Raw genomic sequence first — 17,900 nt, 5'->3', positions numbered from 1 at the left:
GAGAGTCGACTGCATGAATTGGGAACGCCCTTTGTACCAGAGCGGCAGCAAGCCGTTTTTCTTCTTTGCCGTATTCGGTGCCCGCTTCGAACAGATGCGCATATCCGAAGAACATCACCGCGTGAACGAAATTCCGGCAGGACTTCAATTCATGCAATATCATGCGGCGGAGCACGGGGAGTATTTGTCCGCCTTTTACTCGAACCAGATCGGGGAGCTGCTGCGGGAAAAAGGCGACGACGTGTTCCGCGGCGTCATTCGCGCGCCGTCCTGCCTCGTTGCGGTCGGAACGGTGGAGCACGATAGAAGCCTCGACTATTTGCGCAACACGGTCGGAATCGTGCAGTGCATGCTGGAACAAAACGCGGCTGCGGTGTTTGACGGAAATGCGCTGCGTTGGCATACGCCGCAGGAATGGACCGACACGTTTTTCTTTGCTGAGCGGTTGGAGCCGCTTGACCATGTTTCATTTCTCGTTACGCAGCAAGCGCCCGGCACGTCATGGCTGCATACGCGCGGGATGAGAAAGTTCGGCCGTCCGGACATCGGCATTCGCTCCGTTCCCGAAGCGTCGGTAGCGAACGTCACATCGCTCGTCGGCAGGCTCATCGAGCTGCAAGCGGCGGGGGTTGTGCTGGGAGAAGAAACATCAGTCGCGTGGCGCGGCGCCGAATGGACGCTGCGGGGGGTTCCGGACCGCAATTTCGACAACCCCGACTTCAACAACGAATCCATCGCTTACGAATACGATCCGAGCTGGGACAAAGCTTGAGGAGCAGAGCTTCCGGCTGCCCGAGAAAGGCGGAGCGAAGGATGGAAATGTAGGCCTTGGAGCGTAGCGTGCGCCTTTGAACTCGTGTTCCAACCATTGTTTCATAGTAGATGGAACACGAGTGTGGCGAAGCCGGAGACCCACATTTCCGATCCGCAGCGCAGACATACTTTCTCGGGCAGCTTGAAATCTTTGACCCGGATTTGGTTTCGGACCGCGGCTCGGGTACAATAGGAAACAATATGCCGGCCAAAAGGAAAAGGTTGTGAACGATCATGACGGACATGAATTTCGCTGCGCTGGGCGTACGCGGCGAACTGGTTGCGGCGCTGCGCGAGCAAGGGCTGACCACGCCGACGCCCGTTCAGGCGCAAGCGATTCCGGAGCTGCTTGCCGGCCGCGATGCGATCGTACAGGCGCAGACGGGAACCGGCAAAACGCTCGCCTTCGTGCTGCCGCTCTTGCAGCGAGTCGATCCGGATAAGCCGTACAGCCAAGCGCTCATCATTACGCCGACCAGAGAGCTTGCGATCCAAATTTACGGCGAAGTGGCCAAATTGGCTCCGGCGCTCGACATCAGCTCGCTGCCCGTCTACGGCGGGCAGGACGTTGTGGCACAGGCGCATCGGCTGCAGGGCAGCGGTGCGCACGTCATTATCGGCACGCCGGGGCGGCTGGGCGACCATTTGCGGCGGGAAACGATTGATTTGTCCCGGCTGTCGGTGCTCGTTCTCGACGAGGCCGACCAAATGCTGGCGCTCGGCTTTTTGGACGAGGTCGAAAGCATTGTGCGGATGACGCCGACGAGCAGGCAGACGCTGCTGTTTTCGGCAACGATGCCAGAGCCTGTGCGGCGCATGGCGGCAGCCTATTTGCGCCAGCCTGCCGATGTGCGTGTGCGGGGACGCGACATCACGCTGGAAGCGATCCGGCAAACGCTCGTCGAAACGACGGACCGCGCCAAGCAGCAGACGCTGCTCGATCTATTGAAACGGTACAGGCCTTACCTCGCCGTCATTTTTTGCCGCACGAAAATTCGCGCCAAGAAACTGACGGAAGCGCTGCGCGCACACGGACTGAACGTGGACGAGCTGCACGGCGACTTGACGCAAGCGAGGCGCGAAGACGTCATGCGCCGGTTTCGCAGCGGCGATATCCGGCTTCTCGTCGCCACCGATGTGGCGGCGCGGGGGCTGGACGTCGAAGGGGTGACGCACGTGTTCAACTATGACATCCCGCACGATGCCGACAGCTACATTCACCGTATCGGCCGCACCGGCAGAGCCGGCCAGCGCGGCTTCGCCTTTACGCTTGCCGCGCCGCGCGACAGCGCATTCGTGCAGGCGATAGAGAAGGGCATCGGAACAGCGCTGGAGCGGAAATCGGCTGCGGCGTTCCGCGAGCCGGAGCAGCGGAGCGAGCGGGGCGGACCCGAGCGCCGGAACGGGCCCGGCGGGCAGCAGCGCAAACAAGGCGGGCTGCGGACGGCCGGCGGGCGCGGAGCCGCCAATCCGAAGCCGAAATTCGGCATACGCAAGCGAAAGGAGCGGAATCCGCGATGAACGGGCAGCTTAGAGCGAACATCCGGCCCGGACTGACGGTCGATATCGTGCTCAAGCAAGATCAGCCGACCGGCAAGCTGACGCGCGGCGTCGTCAAAGATATACTGACGAATTCGCCGACGCACCCGCACGGCATCAAAGTGCGGCTGCAGAGCGGCCAAGTAGGGCGCGTGAAAGCGATTGTGACGCCATAACCGTTCGGCTTACGCAAAAAAACGTCTGCGACCGCTCCCCCGGAGCTGCGCAGACGTTTTTTCGCTAATGCGGTTACGTGCGGATGTGCCGCTTTTTATTGGCCTGATGAATTTTTTTCCATTTGTTCTTTTCCGCTGCCTGGAGCGCCTTGTCTTCTTTGCGGGCGAAGTAGGCAAGCTCTTTCTGCAGCTTGACGTAGCTCTGATAACGGGCCCGGTCGAGCGAGCCGTCGCTCAGGGCGGTGCGGACGGCGCAGCCCGGCTCGCGGTCGTGGCGGCAGTCCGGAAACCGGCACTGTGCGGCGAACTGCTCCACGTCCTGGAACGAGGCGCCAAGGCCGTCGTCCGCATCCCACAGCTGCAGCTCGCGCATCCCCGGCGTGTCGATGAGCAGCCCGCCGCCGGGCAGCGCAATCAGCTCGCGGTGCGTTGTCGTATGCTTGCCTCGTCCGTCGTCCAGACGAATGTCGCCGGTGGCCTGCACGTCGGCGCCGGCAAGGCGGTTGATGAGCGTCGACTTGCCGACGCCCGAGGAACCGAGCAGCGCCACGGTTTGGCCTTCGCCAACATAAGGGGCGAGCGCGTCCAGACCTTTATTTTCCAGCGAGCTGATGACGTGGATCGGCACGCCGACTGCGACGGATTCGACTGCGGATACGGCTTCTTCAATCCGGTCGCTCAGGTCCGCCTTGCTGAGCAGAACGACCGGGTTGGCGCCGCTTTCCCAAGCGAGAACCAGGTACCGCTCCACCCGCCGCACGTTGAAATCCTGATTCAGCGATGTCACGATAAAAACCGTATTCATATTGGTGGCGACGATCTGCTCTTCGGTAACGCTGCCGGCCACTTTGCGCGAAAATTTGCTGAAGCGCGGCAGGATGCCGCGAATCGTCGCCCGTCCTTCTTCGGGACGGACGGATAGCGCCACCCAGTCGCCGACAGCCGGATATTCGGCGCGGCCCGCCGCTTCATAGCGCAGCTTGCCGGCCACTTCCGCCAGCAGCTCGCCATGCTCGGTATAGACCGTATATAAATGTTTATGCTCAAGCGCAACCCGGCCCGGCGTACAGCCTTGCCGCCGCCACGGCTCGAACCGCTCGTTCCATTCGGGATTCCAGCCCCATTGTCGCAATATCAACGTAATAGCCTCTTTCTTTGGTAGGATGATGACTTTAGTATAGTCGCCATCTCGCGAACGGACACGGGGCAGTTTGGCTGAAACGATTTTTTCCCGCATGGCGCGTGCTCGGAACCGTTTTGCATGCGATGCGGTTGACGTGTTAATGTGGGAATAGCCATTGTTTCACTAAGCGGAGTACACAATTCCGCGAGCCGCTTCTTGATTCGGGAGGAAAGCCAACGCTTTCAAAATCTAAAGCCGCCCGAGAAAGTATGGCAGCACTGCGGATCGGGAATGTGAGACTCCGGCTTCCTTGAACTCGTGTTCCGTCGAAAGGGAAAACATAGCGGGAACACGAGTTCAAAGGCGCACACTGCGCTCGTCGAACCACATTCCCATCCTCAGCTCCGCCTTTCTCGGGCAGCCTGAAAATCTGCGGATCAATTGCACCTACCAGTCAGGCGGCTCGCAATGCGGCATCCCGCGTTATTGCGCGAGCGTTGCCTTTTAAAGTCCAAGTTCGCTATGCTGAGAATGCAGAGACGCTCTGTAGGAACAAATTGGCGTACAGTGTGGATTAGCGCCCTAAAGTGCGAAAACAACGAATTTTGTTCGCTGTATATGGAACTCTCGGACGTTAAACGGATTTTTTAATAAATCTGCCCCAGAATAGCGTCACGAAAGTCGCAATTTACAGAAAATGTTCGTTTTCGCAAGCTTCGAGCGGTTTTGAACGGTCTTCGCTCCGGTTTTCCGAGTTTTGATCGTGTAATCGCATAGCGCAGACTGGTTCATATATGATAGCTAATTACTGACGCGCAAGCGCCGTAGCGCCGCCACGTTTGGCGGAAAATGCGCGGCATGACGGGAACCGGCCGAGCCGTTCATGCTTGGTTCGGCCTAGGCCGCTTCCTCTTCACGCAAAAAATATTTTCGGGTCGTTGTCGAAATTGATCCAACCGGATCGTCTTGTTATCGAGTGAACAAGCAGGGCACTCAGAACATTTTGAGAGGGGAAATTACGATGCATTACACGCTTTTGTTCTATGAAACCCCGGAGGAGTTCTCGCACCGCAACGATCCGCTCAAGCAGCAGGACTATATGGCGGGCTGGGCCCACTATGTGAAAGCGTTGCGCGACGCCGGCATCGTCGTGAGCAGCTCCGGCCTTTATCCTCCGGAGACGGCCGCGTCCTTAAGGCGGCAGGGCGGCGAGATGCTTGTGCAGGATGGGCCGATTACCGAGACGAAGGAACAGCTCGGCGGTTTTTTCGTCATCGATGTGCCCGATCTGGACACCGCGCTGGAGTGGGCTTCCCGTTGTCCCAACAATGCGGTGGAAGTACGGCAAAATATTCCGCCGATCAAATGACAAACCGCTATGAACGCCCATAACGCCGTTGAACGGACGGCCCGCGATTGCTACGGCCGTCTCGTCGCCTATTTGGCCGTAAGCTGGCGCGACCTCGCGGCGGCGGAAGACGCGCTGGCCGACGCTTTCGTCGCTGCATTGGAAACGTGGCCTCGCGCCGGCGTGCCGGACAAGCCCGAAGCGTGGCTGCTCACCGCTGCGCGGCGGCGGCTCGTCGACGGCGCCCGCCGGGCCCGCGTGCACGACCATGCAGTGCGGTCGCTCTCCGTTATGGCGGATGAAGCCGATCGGTTCGCCGACTTCGACGCGGCATTCCCCGACGAACGGCTCAAAATGCTGTTTCTATGCGCCCATCCCGAGATCGACCCCAGCGTGCGTACGCCGCTCATGCTCCAGACTGTGCTCGGACTGGACGCTGCCCGCATAGCGTCCGCGTTCGTCGTCAAGCCGTCGGCGATGGGGCAGCGGCTCACTCGCGCGAAAGCGAAAATACGCGATGCCCGCCTCAAGTTTGAGCTGCCCGGCACGAACGAATTGCCGCAGCGGCTCGACGCCGTGCTCGAAGCGATTTACGCCGCCTACGGTAGCGGCTGGGACGACGTTGACGGAGTAGACCCGCGCCGCAAAGGGTTGGCGGAAGAGGCGATCTATCTCGGAAAGCTGCTCGCGCGGCTCATGCCGGCCGAGCCGGAAGTGCAAGGGCTGCTGGCGCTCATGCTGCATTGCGAGGCGCGCCGTGACGCGCGCCGCGATGAGAAGGGGAGCTACGTACCGCTCTCGGAGCAGAATATATCGCTTTGGCTGAGGCCGATGATGGAGGAAGCGGAGCGCTGTTTGCAGAGTGCCGCGCAAGCAGGCCGCATCGGGCGTTTCCAGCTCGAAGCGGCGATTCAATCGGTGCACGCCCAACGCGCATGGACAGGACGCACCGAGTGGGAAGAAATTGCTCTGCTGTACGAGGGGCTTGTGCGCTTTGCGCCTACGATCGGGGCGCTGGTCGGACGAGCCGCCGCCGTCGCCGAGGTGCGCGGCGCAGATGCGGGATGGTCGCTGCTGGAAGCGATCCCGAATGAAGCGGTTAAGAGCTACCAGCCGTACTGGGCGCTTGCTGCCCACTTATTCAAACGGATGCGAAAATATGAGGAGGCCGGGGACGCTTACAGCCGAGCCATCGGGCTCAGCGCGGAACTGTCCGTACGCGAGTTTCTGATGAGGCAGGCCGGCGAAATAAATCGGACGTAACCGGCAACCGGCACGTACGTAAAACAGGTTAAATTACGGACCACGTGTTCCGTGATTTGACCTGTTTGCGTTTTTCCTAAAATTGTTATATTAGCGCCTATGCGTGCACCATCACTAGCGCCGCGTTACAATAACGAGCGCGCGAGGCGCATTTCGACATCTCTGCAAAAAATGAATAAAATGGAATGGCAGGAGAAATTACATAGAGAATTAACATAACAAATATTATGTTAAATTCAAAAAGGAGGCTGCGATGAAACGCAATCGATTGGGGCAATCGGACTTATACGTAACCGAAATCGGGCTTGGCTGCATGTCGCTGGGGACGGATGAGCGGACGGCCGTGCGAATCGTCCACGAAGCGCTCGAGCGCGGCGTCAATTTGTTCGACACCGCCGATCTTTACGACGGAGGGCTGAATGAGGAGCTCGTCGGCAAAGCGCTGCGCGGGCGCCGTTCCGACGCGATTATTGCGACCAAGGTCGGCAACCGCCGGGTGCCGGGACAAGCCGGCTGGGTCTGGGATCCGTCGAAGGCGTACATCAAAGAAGCGGTCAAAGAAAGCTTGAGGCGTCTGCAAACCGATTATATCGACTTGTATCAGCTGCACGGGGGAACGATCGAAGATCCGGTCGACGAGACGATCGAAGCGTTCGAGGAGCTGCAGCGGGAAGGGGTGATCCGCTCGTACGGCATTTCCTCGATCCGCCCGAACGTCATTCGCGAATATGCAGCGCGCTCCCGTATCGTCAGCGTCATGAGTCAGTACAGCTTGCTTGACCGCAGGCCCGAGGAACAGGTGCTGCCGCTCTTGGCCGAGCGCGGCATCGGCCTGATCGCGCGCGGTTCGGTGGCCAAAGGGCTGCTGTCCGGGCAGGGGAGCCGCAAAGTGACGGACGAGGGCTATCTCGATTACAGCCGCGACGAACTGACGGAAGTCATACGCACGCTGAACGAAGCGTCCGCCGCGGGCTCACTGACCACGACGGCGATCCGTTACGCGCTGGCGCATCCGGCCGTAGCTGCCGCCATACCGGGGGCCAGCTCAACGGAGCAGCTGATCCGCAACCTCGAAGCGGGAGCCGTCCCGCCGCTAACCGAAGAAGCCGCCGCCAAGCTGCGCTCCTTGACCAAGGCCAATACGTATGCGGTGCACCGGTAATGTGCTGGTGGGGAGAAGACGCATCGGCACCGGAATAATTTTGCATTCATTTAAAGGACCATCAAAACCCGGATTTCATATGATCTGACTATGCACTCCATCAACACGTATTTAGTTTAAGCATGGGCCGCCGACTAGGCACGCCATTTAGCAACAAAGAACTTGCACGAAGTGGCGGCGCCGAAAGAGAAAGCGCACACCGAGCGGAAGGCCGACATATTGAAGGGCTTAGCCGAAGCCCTGAATCAAGGAGGAGCGATGAGATATTTCATCTTGACCGATCTCGAGGGCGCAGCCGGCGTTGATTCTTTCACTCAGACAAGGGGCCACGACCTGCAGCGCAAATTGCCCGGAATGAAGCAGCTGGCGCGGGAAGTGACCGCTTGCGCGGAAGGGATTCGCAGCGCCGATCCTGCGGCCGTTATCGATGTGTGGGACGGACACGGCAGCGGCGGCTTGCTGGCGGAAGATATTGCCTGCGGCTCCTACTTACGGGACAGCGGCGCCTATTTCGACCTTGACGGCTACGATGCCGTCCTGTTCGTCGGCCAGCATGCGATGGCGGGCACGTTCCATGCCCCGCTGTGCCATACGTATTCTTCGCTCGAGATCGCCTATTACAAGTTGAACGGCGTCTATATCGGAGAATTCGGATGCAGGGCGCTCGTTGCCGGCCTTCAGGGCGTGCCGACCATCTTTATCGCCGGCGACGACAAAGCCATTATGGAAGCGAAGCTATTCGTGCCGCAAATCGAAACCGCCGTTACCAAATGGGGCGAAGGGCTTGAGGCGGCCGATCATCTGGGACCGGACGAGGCATGCGATGTCATAAGAAATGGCGCCGCCAACGCAGTCAAACGGATGCGGGATATTCCGCCGTTTGCCGGCTTCGCGCCTCCGTTTACGCTTGAGGTGCGCTACTATAATCCGGTTGACCGCGAACGGGTTTTTCGCGAAGGCGCCGTCTGGATTGACGAACGCACGTACCGGCTGGCAAGCCGAGATTTGCGAAACTTTCCTGTGTGAGCCGAATGCCGGACGGCTTGTCTTGTCCCAATTGGATAGCTCTCCCTCAATCCGATATAATACAAATGGAGATTACACCGTGAAAATAATTCGGATGGCAGAGGAGAGACGAGTGATGGCCATGCTTTCAACCCCGTTTACGATCCGCAACATGCAGCTGAAAAACCGCATCGTCATGCCGCCGATGTGCCAGTATTCCGTCGAGGCGAAAGACGGCGCGCCGAACGATTGGCACTTTGTCCATTACGTGTCGCGGGCTGTCGGCGGAGCGGCGCTGATCATTATGGAAATGACCGATGTCGAGCCGGACGGGCGCATTTCCGACTACGACCTCGGGCTTTGGTCGGATGAGCATGTGCCGGCCTACCGGCGCATCGTCTCGGAAGTGCACAAATACGGCGCCAAAATCGGCATCCAAATCGCCCATGCGGGACGTAAAGCGCAGGATGCCGAAGTTCCCGTGGCACCGTCGGCGATCGCCGAAGCACCGGGCAAAAAAACGCCGCGCGCCCTTACCACGGCCGAGGTGACCGGCATGGTGGACAAATTCCGCGACGCTGCAAGACGCGCCGTCGAAGCCGGCTTTGATACGATTGAAATTCACGGTGCGCACGGCTATTTGATCCACCAGTTCCATTCGCCGTCTCTCAACCGCAGGGACGACGAATACGGGCAAGATTTAGGCCGCTTCGGGGTCGAAGTGATCCGGGCCGTCAAAAGCGTCATGCCGGAAGGCATGCCGCTACTCATGCGGCTGTCCGCAGTCGAATATATGGACGGCGGCTACGGCCTGGATTACAGCTTGCAGCTGGCGGCCCGCTACCGCGAAGCCGGCGTCGACGCGTTCCACGTCTCCAGCGGCGGCGAAGGGCCGGCCGGCGCCCGCAAGCCCGGCAATTATCCGGGCTATCAAGTGCCGTTCGCGCGCGCCTTCAAGCAGTCGCTGCAGGTGCCGGTCATCGCCGTCGGCATCATCGACGAACCGGCGCTCGCGGAAGCGACGGTCGCAAACGGCGACGCCGATCTCGTCGCCGTCGGCCGCGGCATGCTGCGCGACCCGTATTGGGCGCTGCATGCGCTGCGCCGATTGACGGGGCAGGCGAAGCCGCCGCGGCAGTACGAACGGGCGTTTTGACGCGGAAAAGCCTATCGGGAACGCTCCGGCTACCCCCGATAGGCTTTTTGATGGAAATCGGTAACGGCCCGAAACAAGGCCTTGCCGTCCGCAGGCAGTTCGGCGTCTGGCGCAAGCTTGCGGTACATGGCGCGGTACGGCTCGGGCACCCAGATGTACGTGTGCACATAATCGGTCGGCGTAAACCCGCATCGCTGCCAAAACCGGATGCGCTCCGCATTCGCTTCGTTAGCATCAGCCTCTACCTCGATGATGATGCCGCCAAGCAGCTGCTCCCCGGCAGCCCATGAAGCGATGTGCTCAACAAAGTCGCGCCCTACGCCTTGACGGCGGACTGATGCGGCTACCGCCAAATAGTCGATGACGAGCGCGTTGTAACGCTTATCTTTGGCCGTGACGGCCATCGCCACAGGCCGGCCATCCCGCAGCGCAACGTGCAGGAAGCAGATGCGCCGCTCCAGCATGTTGCGGATCAGCCCCGGCTTCTTGCTCGCAGCGGGCGGGAACGCCGCCGTATAAATAGGCTCCGCGAGGCGCCACAGTTCTTCGTCCCAATGATTGACCGTACGCATGGTGAGCATCGCCAAGCCCCTTTCTCCAAACTTGTTCATTTTTCCTAATCATAGCTTATCCGCACTCCCAATGCATGCGATGCAAGCTGGAGAAATGTGGTATAGTTAACGTTAAAGACATTTCCTTTCAGGGAGGAAACGATTCATGACGTATCGCGATCTGTTTGTCGGTACATATTCGCCGGCAGACGAACAAGGCATTCACTTGCTTCGTTTCGATACCGATGCGGGCGGCTTGAACGGATCGGCAGCACGTCAGGCATAGACAATCCGTCGTTTCTGGCAGCCGATGAACAGCGCCGGCTGTTGTTCGCGGTCAGCGAAACGAACGACGGGGCGGTCGTCTCGTACCGCTACGATCCGGACACCGGAACGATCACGGAGCTGAGCCGCCAGCGTTCGCACGGTGCGGCGCCGTGCTACGTCAGCTTGGACGCAAGCGGCAAATGGCTGCTAACGGTAAATTACACGAGCGGCGTCGTCGTGGTGCATCCCGTCCATGCCGACGGCACGCTCGGCCCGGCAGCGCAACAAATCGAGCATAAAGGAAGCAGCGTAAGGAGCGACAGGCAAGAAAGGGCGCATCCGCATTCGATCGTGAATGTGCCGGATAGCCGTATTGGCTCGTTCCGGATCTCGGTATGGATACGCTGTTCGTGTACCGGCTTGATGCCGCGCAAGGCCGGTTGATCGAGCACGCCCGCGTCCGCACCGCGCCGGGAGCGGGGCCGCGCCATGCGGCGTTCCACCCGACGCAGCCCTACGTTTATGTCATCAACGAGCTGGATTCGACGGTCGCTTCTTACCGTTACGACCGGGCTGAAGGGACGCTGGCCCCGGCGCATGCCGCCAGCACGCTTCCGGACGGCTTCGACCCAGCCAAAACCACTTGCGCGGACATTCATGTCGACCGGACCGGCTCGTTCGTCTACGGCTCGAACCGGGGACACGACAGCATCGCCGTCTTTCGGGTGCTGGATGAAGGCCAATTGGAACCGCTTGGCCATGTTGCCACCGGCGGGAGGACGCCGCGCAATTTTACCCTCGTGCCTGGCGCTCCGTTCCTTCTGGCGGCCAATCAGGACTCCGATTCGATCGTTATCTTCGGCCTGTCAGCCGAAACGGGGATGCCGCAGCCGAACGGGCAGCGGATCGACGTTGCCAAACCGGTATGCTTGCGCGTGCTCCCGACCCGACCTTAACGTTAGCCGAAAACCATCTGCGAGCTAAACAAGCCGAGACTTTTACACGAATAGTCTCCGGCTTGTTTTTTTATGCCGAGGTATTGATTTCCATGCCATAAACCGGTATAGGCTGCATATCGAAGGAAACGATAGCATTGTCGATCAAATCAGGAGGTGACCGGCTATGAGCACGCCAACATTGGCCCCGCACGAATCGATGGAGCTGCACGAGCTTCTGAACTTCAAAACCGTATGCCTGGCGAAATCGAAAATGATGCAAGGTCTCGTATTTGATCAGGAGCTGAAAGCGCTGATGCAAAAAGACGTCGAACAGACGATGCAGGCCATTGCCGCATTGCGGCAAGCATACGAGCGGGTGCCTTTTCGCGGGACGGAGGCGGAGATTCAATGAATGGCGACTATTTAGACCCGATCAATGCGGTCAATATGCCCGACATGGCCGACAGTAGCCTTGCGCTCGAGTTTCTGCTGACGATCAAATCCGGAGTCCGCAGCTGCGCGTACGCGTTAGCGGAAGCAGTGACGCCGGAAGTTCGAGCGCTCATCCGCAATATGTTGGAGGAAGCGCTTGCCCTGCATGAGGAGACTGCCGCACTCATGATGAACAAAGGCTGGCTGCATCCGTACGAGCTCGGCGAACAGTATGCGCTCGATCTGAAATCGGCCATAACGACGGTGCAGATTGCCCAAATGAAACTGTTCCCGGACCATACGTCCAGGCTGGGCCTGTTTGCGACGCCGGATCAATAACATGGGGGTGGATACGCCATGAAGGCCGTAACCTATCAAGGCATTAAAAACGTTGAAGTCAAAAACGTCCGGGAACCTTCCATCGAAAAAGCGGACGACATTATCGTCAAGCTGACGGCGACGGCCATTTGCGGCTCCGATCTGCACCTCGTTCACGGCATGGTTCCGAACTTGCCCCAAGACTACATTATCGGCCACGAGCCGGTGGGCATCGTGGAGGAGACAGGTCCGGAGGTGACCAAGGTCAAAAAAGGCGACCGGGTCATTGTGCCTTTCAACGTAAGCTGCGGCGAATGCTTTTATTGCAAGCGCAATTTGACGAGCCAATGCGACAACTCGAATCCTCATGGCGAATCGGGGGGCTTCTTCGGCTATTCCGAGACGGCCGGCGGCTATCCTGGCGGACAAGCGGAGTACATGCGCGTCCCTTTCGCCAATTTCACGCCGTTTCGCGTACCGGAAAGCTGCGAGGTGCCGGACGAAAAGCTGGCCGTCATCGCCGACGCGATGTCGACAGCTTATTGGTCGGTCGACAATGCCGGCGTCCAGGACGGCGATACGGTTATTGTGTTCGGATGCGGGCCGGTCGGACTGTTTGCGCAAAAATTTTGCTGGCTGAAGGGAGCGAAGCGGGTCATCGCCGTCGATTACATCGACTACCGTCTTGACCACGCGGAGCGGACCAACCGGGTGGAAACCGTCAATTTCGAGCGCGAAAGCAATGTCGGCAATTATTTGAAAGAAATAACGAAGGGCGGCGCCGATGTCGTAATCGATTGCGTCGGCATGGACGGCAAGATGACGCCGCTGGAGTTTTTGGCGACGGGGCTTAAGCTGCAAGGCGGTGCGCTCGGTTCGGTCGTTGCCGCCGTCCAAGCTGTGCGCAAATGCGGCACGATCCAGATTACCGGCGCATACGGCGCGCGTTACAATGCCTTCCCGCTGGGTGACATTTTTCAGCGCAACGTGAATATCCGCACCGGCCAAGCGCCTGTCATCCCTTATATGCCGCAGATGTACGATATGGTGAGCCGCGGCGCGATCGATCCGGGAGACGTCGTAACCCACGTGCTGCCGCTCGACCAGGCGAAGCGCGGATACGAGCTGTTCGACGACAAGCTGGACGGCTGCATCAAAGTCGTACTGAAGCCGTAACACGATGTTGAAAACGGGAGGAGACGGGCCATGAATAAGACATACGGACTGCATGAGACGTGCGAGGTCCGCGAACTTGCCGTGTTCAAAACGGTATGCATGACGAAATCGAAGACGATGCAGGCGCTCGTGTCCGATCCGGACCTGAAACATATCCTGCACCTGGACGCGGAGCTGTCGAACAGGCAAATTCAAGAACTGAGCGGGCTGCTGACCGACGCGGTCCGATAGGAGGCAAGCGGTATGAACACGATTCTCGAGCATTTGACCGGCATGAATAAGCTCACCGATCAAATCATTGCTGCGGATTTTCTCGTTTCGGCCAAAACGTCCATCATCAACTATTCCGCGGCATTGACGGAGTGCGCTTCAGCCGAGATCAAGACGGTGCTGCGCAAGCAGTTGGCGGAAGCGATCGATACTCACGGACAAATAACCGACTACATGATGCAAAAAGGGCTGTACCGCCCGTACTTCCTCGACGAGCAAATCCGGCTTGACTTGGCGAACGCCCAAACCGCTCTCAGCCTTCCTTCTTAGGTTCCGCAGAGCCGCGAACGCTCCGGCTGCCATCCGGCCGCGGAACCGTTCGCGGCTCTTGTTGCATTTGCGGATACGGCGCAGTAATGTGGAAGGAGAACCGAATGGAGGCGAAACTTTATGGAAGCGATTGCACGCATGTTTGACCATCTGCATTGGGCTAACGAACGCATTTTGGCAGCGTTTGGCGGAAGCAATGGGAATGAGCAAGCCATAAGGCTGTTCGTTCATATTTTGCAAGCCGAGGAAGTATGGCTGACGCGCTTGCTCGGCAAGGATAGCTCGCATATTCCGCTGTGGCCGGAAGCGAGTGCCGACGATTGCCGTACCCTCGTCAGCCGCAACAGAGCCAGCTTGACCGAGTATTTGGCGCAAGTTTCGGCAAACGGCAGCTGGGAAGAAGTCATTTCTTATACGAATCAAACGGGAAAATCGTTCACGACGTCCATCCGCGACATTCTTACCCATCTGGCGCTTCACGGACAATATCACCGCGGCCAGATCAATGCGATGCTGCGCGCGGCCGGCAGCGAGCCTGTCAACGTCGATTATATTACATACGTGAGAGAGACCTGAACATAACAATCGGCCGGGACAGAAAGTGTCCGGCCGAAATCGTCATTTGCTCTTCGGAATGTCGAATAGCTCGGGGAGCGTCACGAGGCGTATGCCTTTGCTTTGCAAGCTTTCAATGATGCGGGGCAGCGCCTGCACCGTTCCCGTCAAATCTTCGCCGGTGCCGCCGGCCCCGTGCTGAAGCACGACCGAGCCAGCGCCGACATGGCCGAGCACGTTGCTCATGACCTGCTTGGCGTTCAGCCCTTCCCAATCCAGCGAATCGACGTTCCAGTTCGTAATGTAGAAGTGCTGGCTGGCGAGCCACTGGATTTGTCCTTCGTTGATATTGCCGTACGGCGGGCGAAACAAGCGCGGCGAATATCCGGCGAGATCGGCCAATATGCGCTCCGTGCCGAGAACTTCGTTATGGAACACGTCGTCGCTCACTTTAGGCAAATTCGGATGGCTGTACGTATGGTTGCCGATGACGTGCCCTTCCTGCACGATCCGCTTCACAATCTCGGGATGAGCGGCAGCACGGCTGCCCATTGCGAAGAACGTCGCTTTCACGCCGTATTTTTTCAGCACATCGAGCACTTGCGGCGTAAACTTGGTGTCGGGCACGTCATCGAACGTCAGCGCCACCTGGCGTTTGGAAGACGGCCCGTTAAACAAAAAGGTGCTGCGATATTTCTGATGCAATTCCGCGAGCGTTAACGGCTCGGGCTTGCGCACCGTCTTCTCCGGGCCAGCCGCCAAATTCGGCGTCTGCGCCGCCGATTGCGCGGTTACGGTGCCGGGAGCCCCGGGTGTACCGGGTGACTGCTGCGCGCCCTGCCCTGCGGACGGAGCGCGCGTCCCGCTGCAGGCGGTCAAAAGAACAACGGCGATGCCGACTGACATATACAAACGCTTGTTCACTTATCGACTCTCCTTGCGGTTAAAGTAGTATTTAGTTTCTCCGCCGGAGGATAAATCATGTAAAGGACATAGAAAATCCCAAAATGACTATGAGAGGATGGGCGAACGTCCATGGCCGCATATAAAGTCGTCATTACGGATTACGAATACAAGAGCTTGCAAGTCGAAGAAGACATTTTAAGCGAACTGAATGTGGAGTTCGTTCGAGCTCAGTGCCGGACGGAGGAAGAGGTCATCGCCGCTGCGCACGACGCGGACGCCATTCTGAACCAATACGCGCCGATCACCAAACGAGTCATCGACAGCTTGACCAGGTGCAAGGTGATTTCCCGGTACGGCGTAGGGGTGAACACGATCGACGTAGAGGCCGCTACGGCAAAAGGCATCGTCGTCGCCAATTGCACGGACTACTGCCTCGACGAGGTGGCCGATCACGCGATGGCGCTTATGCTGAGCATGGCCAGAAAAGTGGCGCTGCTGGCCGCGAGCGTGAAACGAGGAGTATGGGATTATAAACGGGGCGTGCCGATTTACCGTCTCCGCGGGCGCGTATTGGGGCTCGTCGGCTTCGGCCGCATTCCGCAAAACCTCGCGCGCAAAGCCGCCGCTTTCGGCATGCGGGTGATCGCCTTCGATCCGTACGCAACGAAGGAAATCGCAGCCGAGTTTGCCGTTGAGCTGGTCGATTTGCCCACCTTGTGCCGCACCGCCGACATCGTATCCGTCCATGCTCCTTTGACGCAGCAAACGATAGGTTTAATCGGCCGCGAACAGTTTGTGCTAATGAAAAGAGAGGCGTTTCTCGTCAACACGTCGCGCGGTCCGGTCGTTGCAGAGGAAGCGCTAATCGAGGCGCTGCGGCAAGGGCTCATTGCCGGCGCCGCGTTGGACGTTTTGGAGGAGGAGCCAATTCGGCCGGACCATCCGCTGCTGAGCTTCGAGCAAGTCATAGTGACCCCGCACGTCGCGTGGTATTCCGAGGAGTCCGAGCAAGAGCTGAAACGAAAAGTAGCCCGCAATGTAGTTGATGTGTTATCCGGCTACTTCCCGGCCTATTGGGCCAATCCGCAAGTGAAAGCGGCTTTAGCGCTCAAGCGAAAACCGTAAGCCCTTGCGTTGCGGCACGATGCCGTTTCCGCCGGTACCCCCTCAAAATGCGGAGAACGCCAGAATAATGTACCATGCTGTGACTTTCCTGCGGGGACGATCTGGCTTCCCGGAACAAACCGAGAGGGGTGAACTGCCGTGTGGAAAGGGCGGAATTTCCGCTTTGGCATCGATTTGGGAACGTGCAGCACGCTATTTTACGAGCAGGGCAAAGGGATCGTTCTACAGGAACCGTCTCTTGTTGCCGTCAGAAAAGATAATGGGGAAATCGCCGCGGTCGGGGCGGAAGCGCAGGCGATGGTAGGGCGAACGTCCGCCTCGCTCGAGATCGTTTCGCCTTTACAGGACGGGGTAATCGCCGATTTGCCGATGACGCTGGCGATGCTTCGCCATTTTGCCAAAAAGATGGGGAAGTCGCGCGGTCCGCTGCGCTTCGTGCAACGCCCGGAATATGTCATTTCCGTGCCGTGCTTTATCGATCCGGTAAAGCGGCGCGCGGTAGAAGTGACGATGATGCAGATGGGGGCCAGAAAGGTGACGACAGTCGAAGGGCCGCTCGCAGCAGCAATGGGATCGGGCATGCCCGTGGAAGAGCCTGTAGGCAGCATGGTGATCGATATTGGCGGAGGCGTATCGCAAGCGGCGATCGTGTCGCTAGGCGGCATCGTGGTCAGCCATACCGTATCCAAGGGCGGGGTGTCGATCGACGAAAGCATCGTCGATTTCGTCAAACACGCCTACAATCTGGTCATCGGCCGTCGTACCGCCGAAGCGATCAAACATACGATCGGATCGGCCGTCGAGCCTGAGCCCGAGGAGAAGATGGAGATCCGGGGGCGCAGCATGGTGAACGGATTGCCGCAAAGCATGACGCTTCATGCGCGGGAAATTTATAAGCTGTTCGAAGATTTCGTGAAGGGCATCATCGACGCGATACGCGTCTGCCTGGAGCGCTGCCCGCCGGAGCTTGTCGGCGACATCATGATGCGGGGCATTATGCTGAGCGGCGGCGGCTCGCTGCTGCGCGGCCTGGACCGCCGGCTGCAGGCGGAAACCGATGTGCCGATGTTCGTTGCGGACCGGCCGCTGGAGTGCATAGCGATAGGCGCCGGCAAGCTGCTCGGCGAGTAGGGCGATCCGTCGCCCTGCCTATACCTATTTGAATCATAGGCTGCTGCCAATAGCGGCCTATTTTTGTCTCCGTTCCTGCAAAAATATTTCATTCACGGCATTATGCTCGGCTCCGTGAAAGAGTAGCTACGGGCGTTCGTTGCCGAACTGAATCAGGGCGGTTGCACCGCATGTTTTGTCCTTCTTCACTTAGTCCGGGCGCAGCGGAAAGCGTCGGATGAAGGCGCGGCAAGCCGGGATTTTGTCCATTTGAAGACTCGCTGTCAGCGGGTCTTCGTTTTAGTGCGCCACGCATGGCGATTAACTAGGCGGTGAAAGTCCGCTGTGGGGGCTTGTAGTGGCCAACCACTAGCCAAGAGCAAGGGTGTCCATCGTG

At 58.9% G+C, this 17,900-nt stretch carries 22 protein-coding genes; 19 read left to right on the top strand and 3 right to left on the bottom strand.

The window, feature by feature from the left end; all coding sequences use genetic code 11:
• The first annotated feature begins 13 nt into the window (after positions 1 to 13).
• The 3 genes from SD70_RS33480 (at position 14) to SD70_RS16810 (ending at position 2,528) form a co-directional block, all read left to right on the top strand.
• The gene (locus SD70_RS33480) at positions 14 to 772 is read left to right on the top strand and encodes a hypothetical protein (RefSeq protein ID WP_052487548.1); all 759 of its coding nucleotides are present in this window, start codon (positions 14 to 16) and stop codon (positions 770 to 772) included.
• 275 nt (positions 773 to 1,047) lie between these two features.
• Positions 1,048 to 2,334, top strand: a complete 1,287-nt coding sequence (locus tag SD70_RS16815) for a DEAD/DEAH box helicase (protein WP_041048693.1) — start codon at positions 1,048 to 1,050, stop codon at positions 2,332 to 2,334.
• Positions 2,331 to 2,528, top strand: coding sequence for a YwbE family protein (locus SD70_RS16810; protein ID WP_041048692.1), 198 nt, complete (start codon positions 2,331 to 2,333; stop codon positions 2,526 to 2,528). The genes SD70_RS16815 and SD70_RS16810 overlap by 4 nt, the downstream gene beginning before the upstream one ends.
• Positions 2,529 to 2,601: 73 nt before the next feature.
• Here the strand turns inward: SD70_RS16810 and rsgA are convergent, their stop codons facing one another.
• Positions 2,602 to 3,666: a ribosome small subunit-dependent GTPase A gene (rsgA, locus tag SD70_RS16805; protein ID WP_394297980.1), complete on the bottom strand. Its 1,065-nt coding sequence runs from the start codon at positions 3,664 to 3,666 to the stop codon at positions 2,602 to 2,604.
• Between the two features lie 1,006 nt (positions 3,667 to 4,672).
• Between rsgA and SD70_RS16800 the strand changes: the two genes are divergently transcribed.
• From SD70_RS16800 to SD70_RS16780, 5 genes are all read left to right on the top strand, one after another.
• The gene (locus tag SD70_RS16800; RefSeq protein WP_041048691.1) at positions 4,673 to 5,020 is read left to right on the top strand and encodes a YciI family protein; all 348 of its coding nucleotides are present in this window, start codon (positions 4,673 to 4,675) and stop codon (positions 5,018 to 5,020) included.
• A gap of 9 nt (positions 5,021 to 5,029) precedes the next feature.
• Positions 5,030 to 6,262 carry an RNA polymerase sigma factor gene (locus tag SD70_RS16795; protein ID WP_041048690.1) on the top strand — a complete coding sequence of 411 codons (1,233 nt, stop codon included), beginning with the start codon at positions 5,030 to 5,032 and terminating at the stop codon, positions 6,260 to 6,262.
• A 253-nt stretch (positions 6,263 to 6,515) separates the two neighbouring features.
• Positions 6,516 to 7,424 (top strand): aldo/keto reductase, encoded by a 909-nt coding sequence (locus SD70_RS16790; protein WP_041048689.1) that lies wholly within the window; start codon positions 6,516 to 6,518, stop codon positions 7,422 to 7,424.
• Positions 7,425 to 7,682: 258 nt separating this feature from the next.
• The gene (locus tag SD70_RS16785) at positions 7,683 to 8,450 is read left to right on the top strand and encodes a M55 family metallopeptidase (RefSeq protein ID WP_041048748.1); all 768 of its coding nucleotides are present in this window, start codon (positions 7,683 to 7,685) and stop codon (positions 8,448 to 8,450) included.
• A gap of 115 nt (positions 8,451 to 8,565) precedes the next feature.
• Positions 8,566 to 9,585 carry an NADH:flavin oxidoreductase/NADH oxidase gene (locus SD70_RS16780; protein WP_041048688.1) on the top strand — a complete coding sequence of 340 codons (1,020 nt, stop codon included), beginning with the start codon at positions 8,566 to 8,568 and terminating at the stop codon, positions 9,583 to 9,585.
• 29 nt (positions 9,586 to 9,614) lie between these two features.
• On the opposite strand, the gene SD70_RS16775 is transcribed toward SD70_RS16780, so the two are convergent.
• On the bottom strand, positions 9,615 to 10,166 hold the full coding sequence (locus SD70_RS16775; RefSeq protein ID WP_041048747.1) for a GNAT family N-acetyltransferase: 552 nt from the start codon (positions 10,164 to 10,166) through the stop codon (positions 9,615 to 9,617).
• 136 nt (positions 10,167 to 10,302) lie between these two features.
• Between SD70_RS16775 and SD70_RS38175 the strand changes: the two genes are divergently transcribed.
• The 9 genes from SD70_RS38175 (at position 10,303) to SD70_RS16740 (ending at position 14,383) form a co-directional block, all read left to right on the top strand.
• Positions 10,303 to 10,422 carry a lactonase family protein gene (locus tag SD70_RS38175; protein ID WP_231571256.1) on the top strand — a complete coding sequence of 40 codons (120 nt, stop codon included), beginning with the start codon at positions 10,303 to 10,305 and terminating at the stop codon, positions 10,420 to 10,422.
• Complete coding sequence (locus SD70_RS39295; RefSeq protein ID WP_331436800.1) at positions 10,401 to 10,847, top strand: lactonase family protein; 447 nt, start codon at positions 10,401 to 10,403, stop codon at positions 10,845 to 10,847. Before SD70_RS38175 ends, SD70_RS39295 begins: the two co-directional genes overlap by 22 nt.
• Positions 10,799 to 11,359 carry a lactonase family protein gene (locus tag SD70_RS39290; RefSeq protein WP_052487546.1) on the top strand — a complete coding sequence of 187 codons (561 nt, stop codon included), beginning with the start codon at positions 10,799 to 10,801 and terminating at the stop codon, positions 11,357 to 11,359. The genes SD70_RS39295 and SD70_RS39290 overlap by 49 nt, the downstream gene beginning before the upstream one ends.
• Before the next feature lie 166 nt (positions 11,360 to 11,525).
• Positions 11,526 to 11,753 (top strand): hypothetical protein, encoded by a 228-nt coding sequence (locus tag SD70_RS16765; protein ID WP_041048687.1) that lies wholly within the window; start codon positions 11,526 to 11,528, stop codon positions 11,751 to 11,753.
• Positions 11,750 to 12,112 carry a spore coat protein gene (locus SD70_RS16760; protein WP_041048686.1) on the top strand — a complete coding sequence of 121 codons (363 nt, stop codon included), beginning with the start codon at positions 11,750 to 11,752 and terminating at the stop codon, positions 12,110 to 12,112. The genes SD70_RS16765 and SD70_RS16760 overlap by 4 nt, the downstream gene beginning before the upstream one ends.
• An 18-nt stretch (positions 12,113 to 12,130) precedes the next feature.
• Positions 12,131 to 13,267, top strand: coding sequence for a zinc-dependent alcohol dehydrogenase (locus SD70_RS16755; RefSeq protein ID WP_041048685.1), 1,137 nt, complete (start codon positions 12,131 to 12,133; stop codon positions 13,265 to 13,267).
• Between the two features lie 30 nt (positions 13,268 to 13,297).
• Positions 13,298 to 13,498 carry a hypothetical protein gene (locus SD70_RS16750; RefSeq protein WP_041048684.1) on the top strand — a complete coding sequence of 67 codons (201 nt, stop codon included), beginning with the start codon at positions 13,298 to 13,300 and terminating at the stop codon, positions 13,496 to 13,498.
• A 12-nt stretch (positions 13,499 to 13,510) separates the two neighbouring features.
• Positions 13,511 to 13,807, top strand: a complete 297-nt coding sequence (locus SD70_RS16745) for a spore coat protein (protein WP_041048683.1) — start codon at positions 13,511 to 13,513, stop codon at positions 13,805 to 13,807.
• Between the two features lie 120 nt (positions 13,808 to 13,927).
• Positions 13,928 to 14,383: a DinB family protein gene (locus SD70_RS16740; protein ID WP_041048682.1), complete on the top strand. Its 456-nt coding sequence runs from the start codon at positions 13,928 to 13,930 to the stop codon at positions 14,381 to 14,383.
• A gap of 42 nt (positions 14,384 to 14,425) precedes the next feature.
• Here SD70_RS16740 and SD70_RS16735 read toward each other — a convergent pair whose 3' ends face one another.
• Complete coding sequence (locus SD70_RS16735) at positions 14,426 to 15,286, bottom strand: polysaccharide deacetylase family protein (RefSeq protein ID WP_041048681.1); 861 nt, start codon at positions 15,284 to 15,286, stop codon at positions 14,426 to 14,428.
• Positions 15,287 to 15,397: 111 nt separating this feature from the next.
• Between SD70_RS16735 and SD70_RS16730 the strand changes: the two genes are divergently transcribed.
• Both SD70_RS16730 and mreB read left to right on the top strand, forming a co-directional pair.
• Positions 15,398 to 16,393: a C-terminal binding protein gene (locus tag SD70_RS16730; protein WP_041048680.1), complete on the top strand. Its 996-nt coding sequence runs from the start codon at positions 15,398 to 15,400 to the stop codon at positions 16,391 to 16,393.
• Between the two features lie 138 nt (positions 16,394 to 16,531).
• Positions 16,532 to 17,524 carry a rod shape-determining protein gene (gene mreB, locus SD70_RS16725; RefSeq protein ID WP_041048679.1) on the top strand — a complete coding sequence of 331 codons (993 nt, stop codon included), beginning with the start codon at positions 16,532 to 16,534 and terminating at the stop codon, positions 17,522 to 17,524.
• The last annotated feature ends 376 nt before the right edge of the window (positions 17,525 to 17,900 follow it).

Source organism: Gordoniibacillus kamchatkensis, assembly GCF_000829455.1.
Classification (GTDB): Bacteria; Bacillota; Bacilli; order Paenibacillales; family NBRC-103111; genus Gordoniibacillus; species Gordoniibacillus kamchatkensis.
The sequence above is the reverse complement of the archived record's forward strand: the minus strand, read 5'-3'. Positions and strand labels throughout refer to the sequence as shown.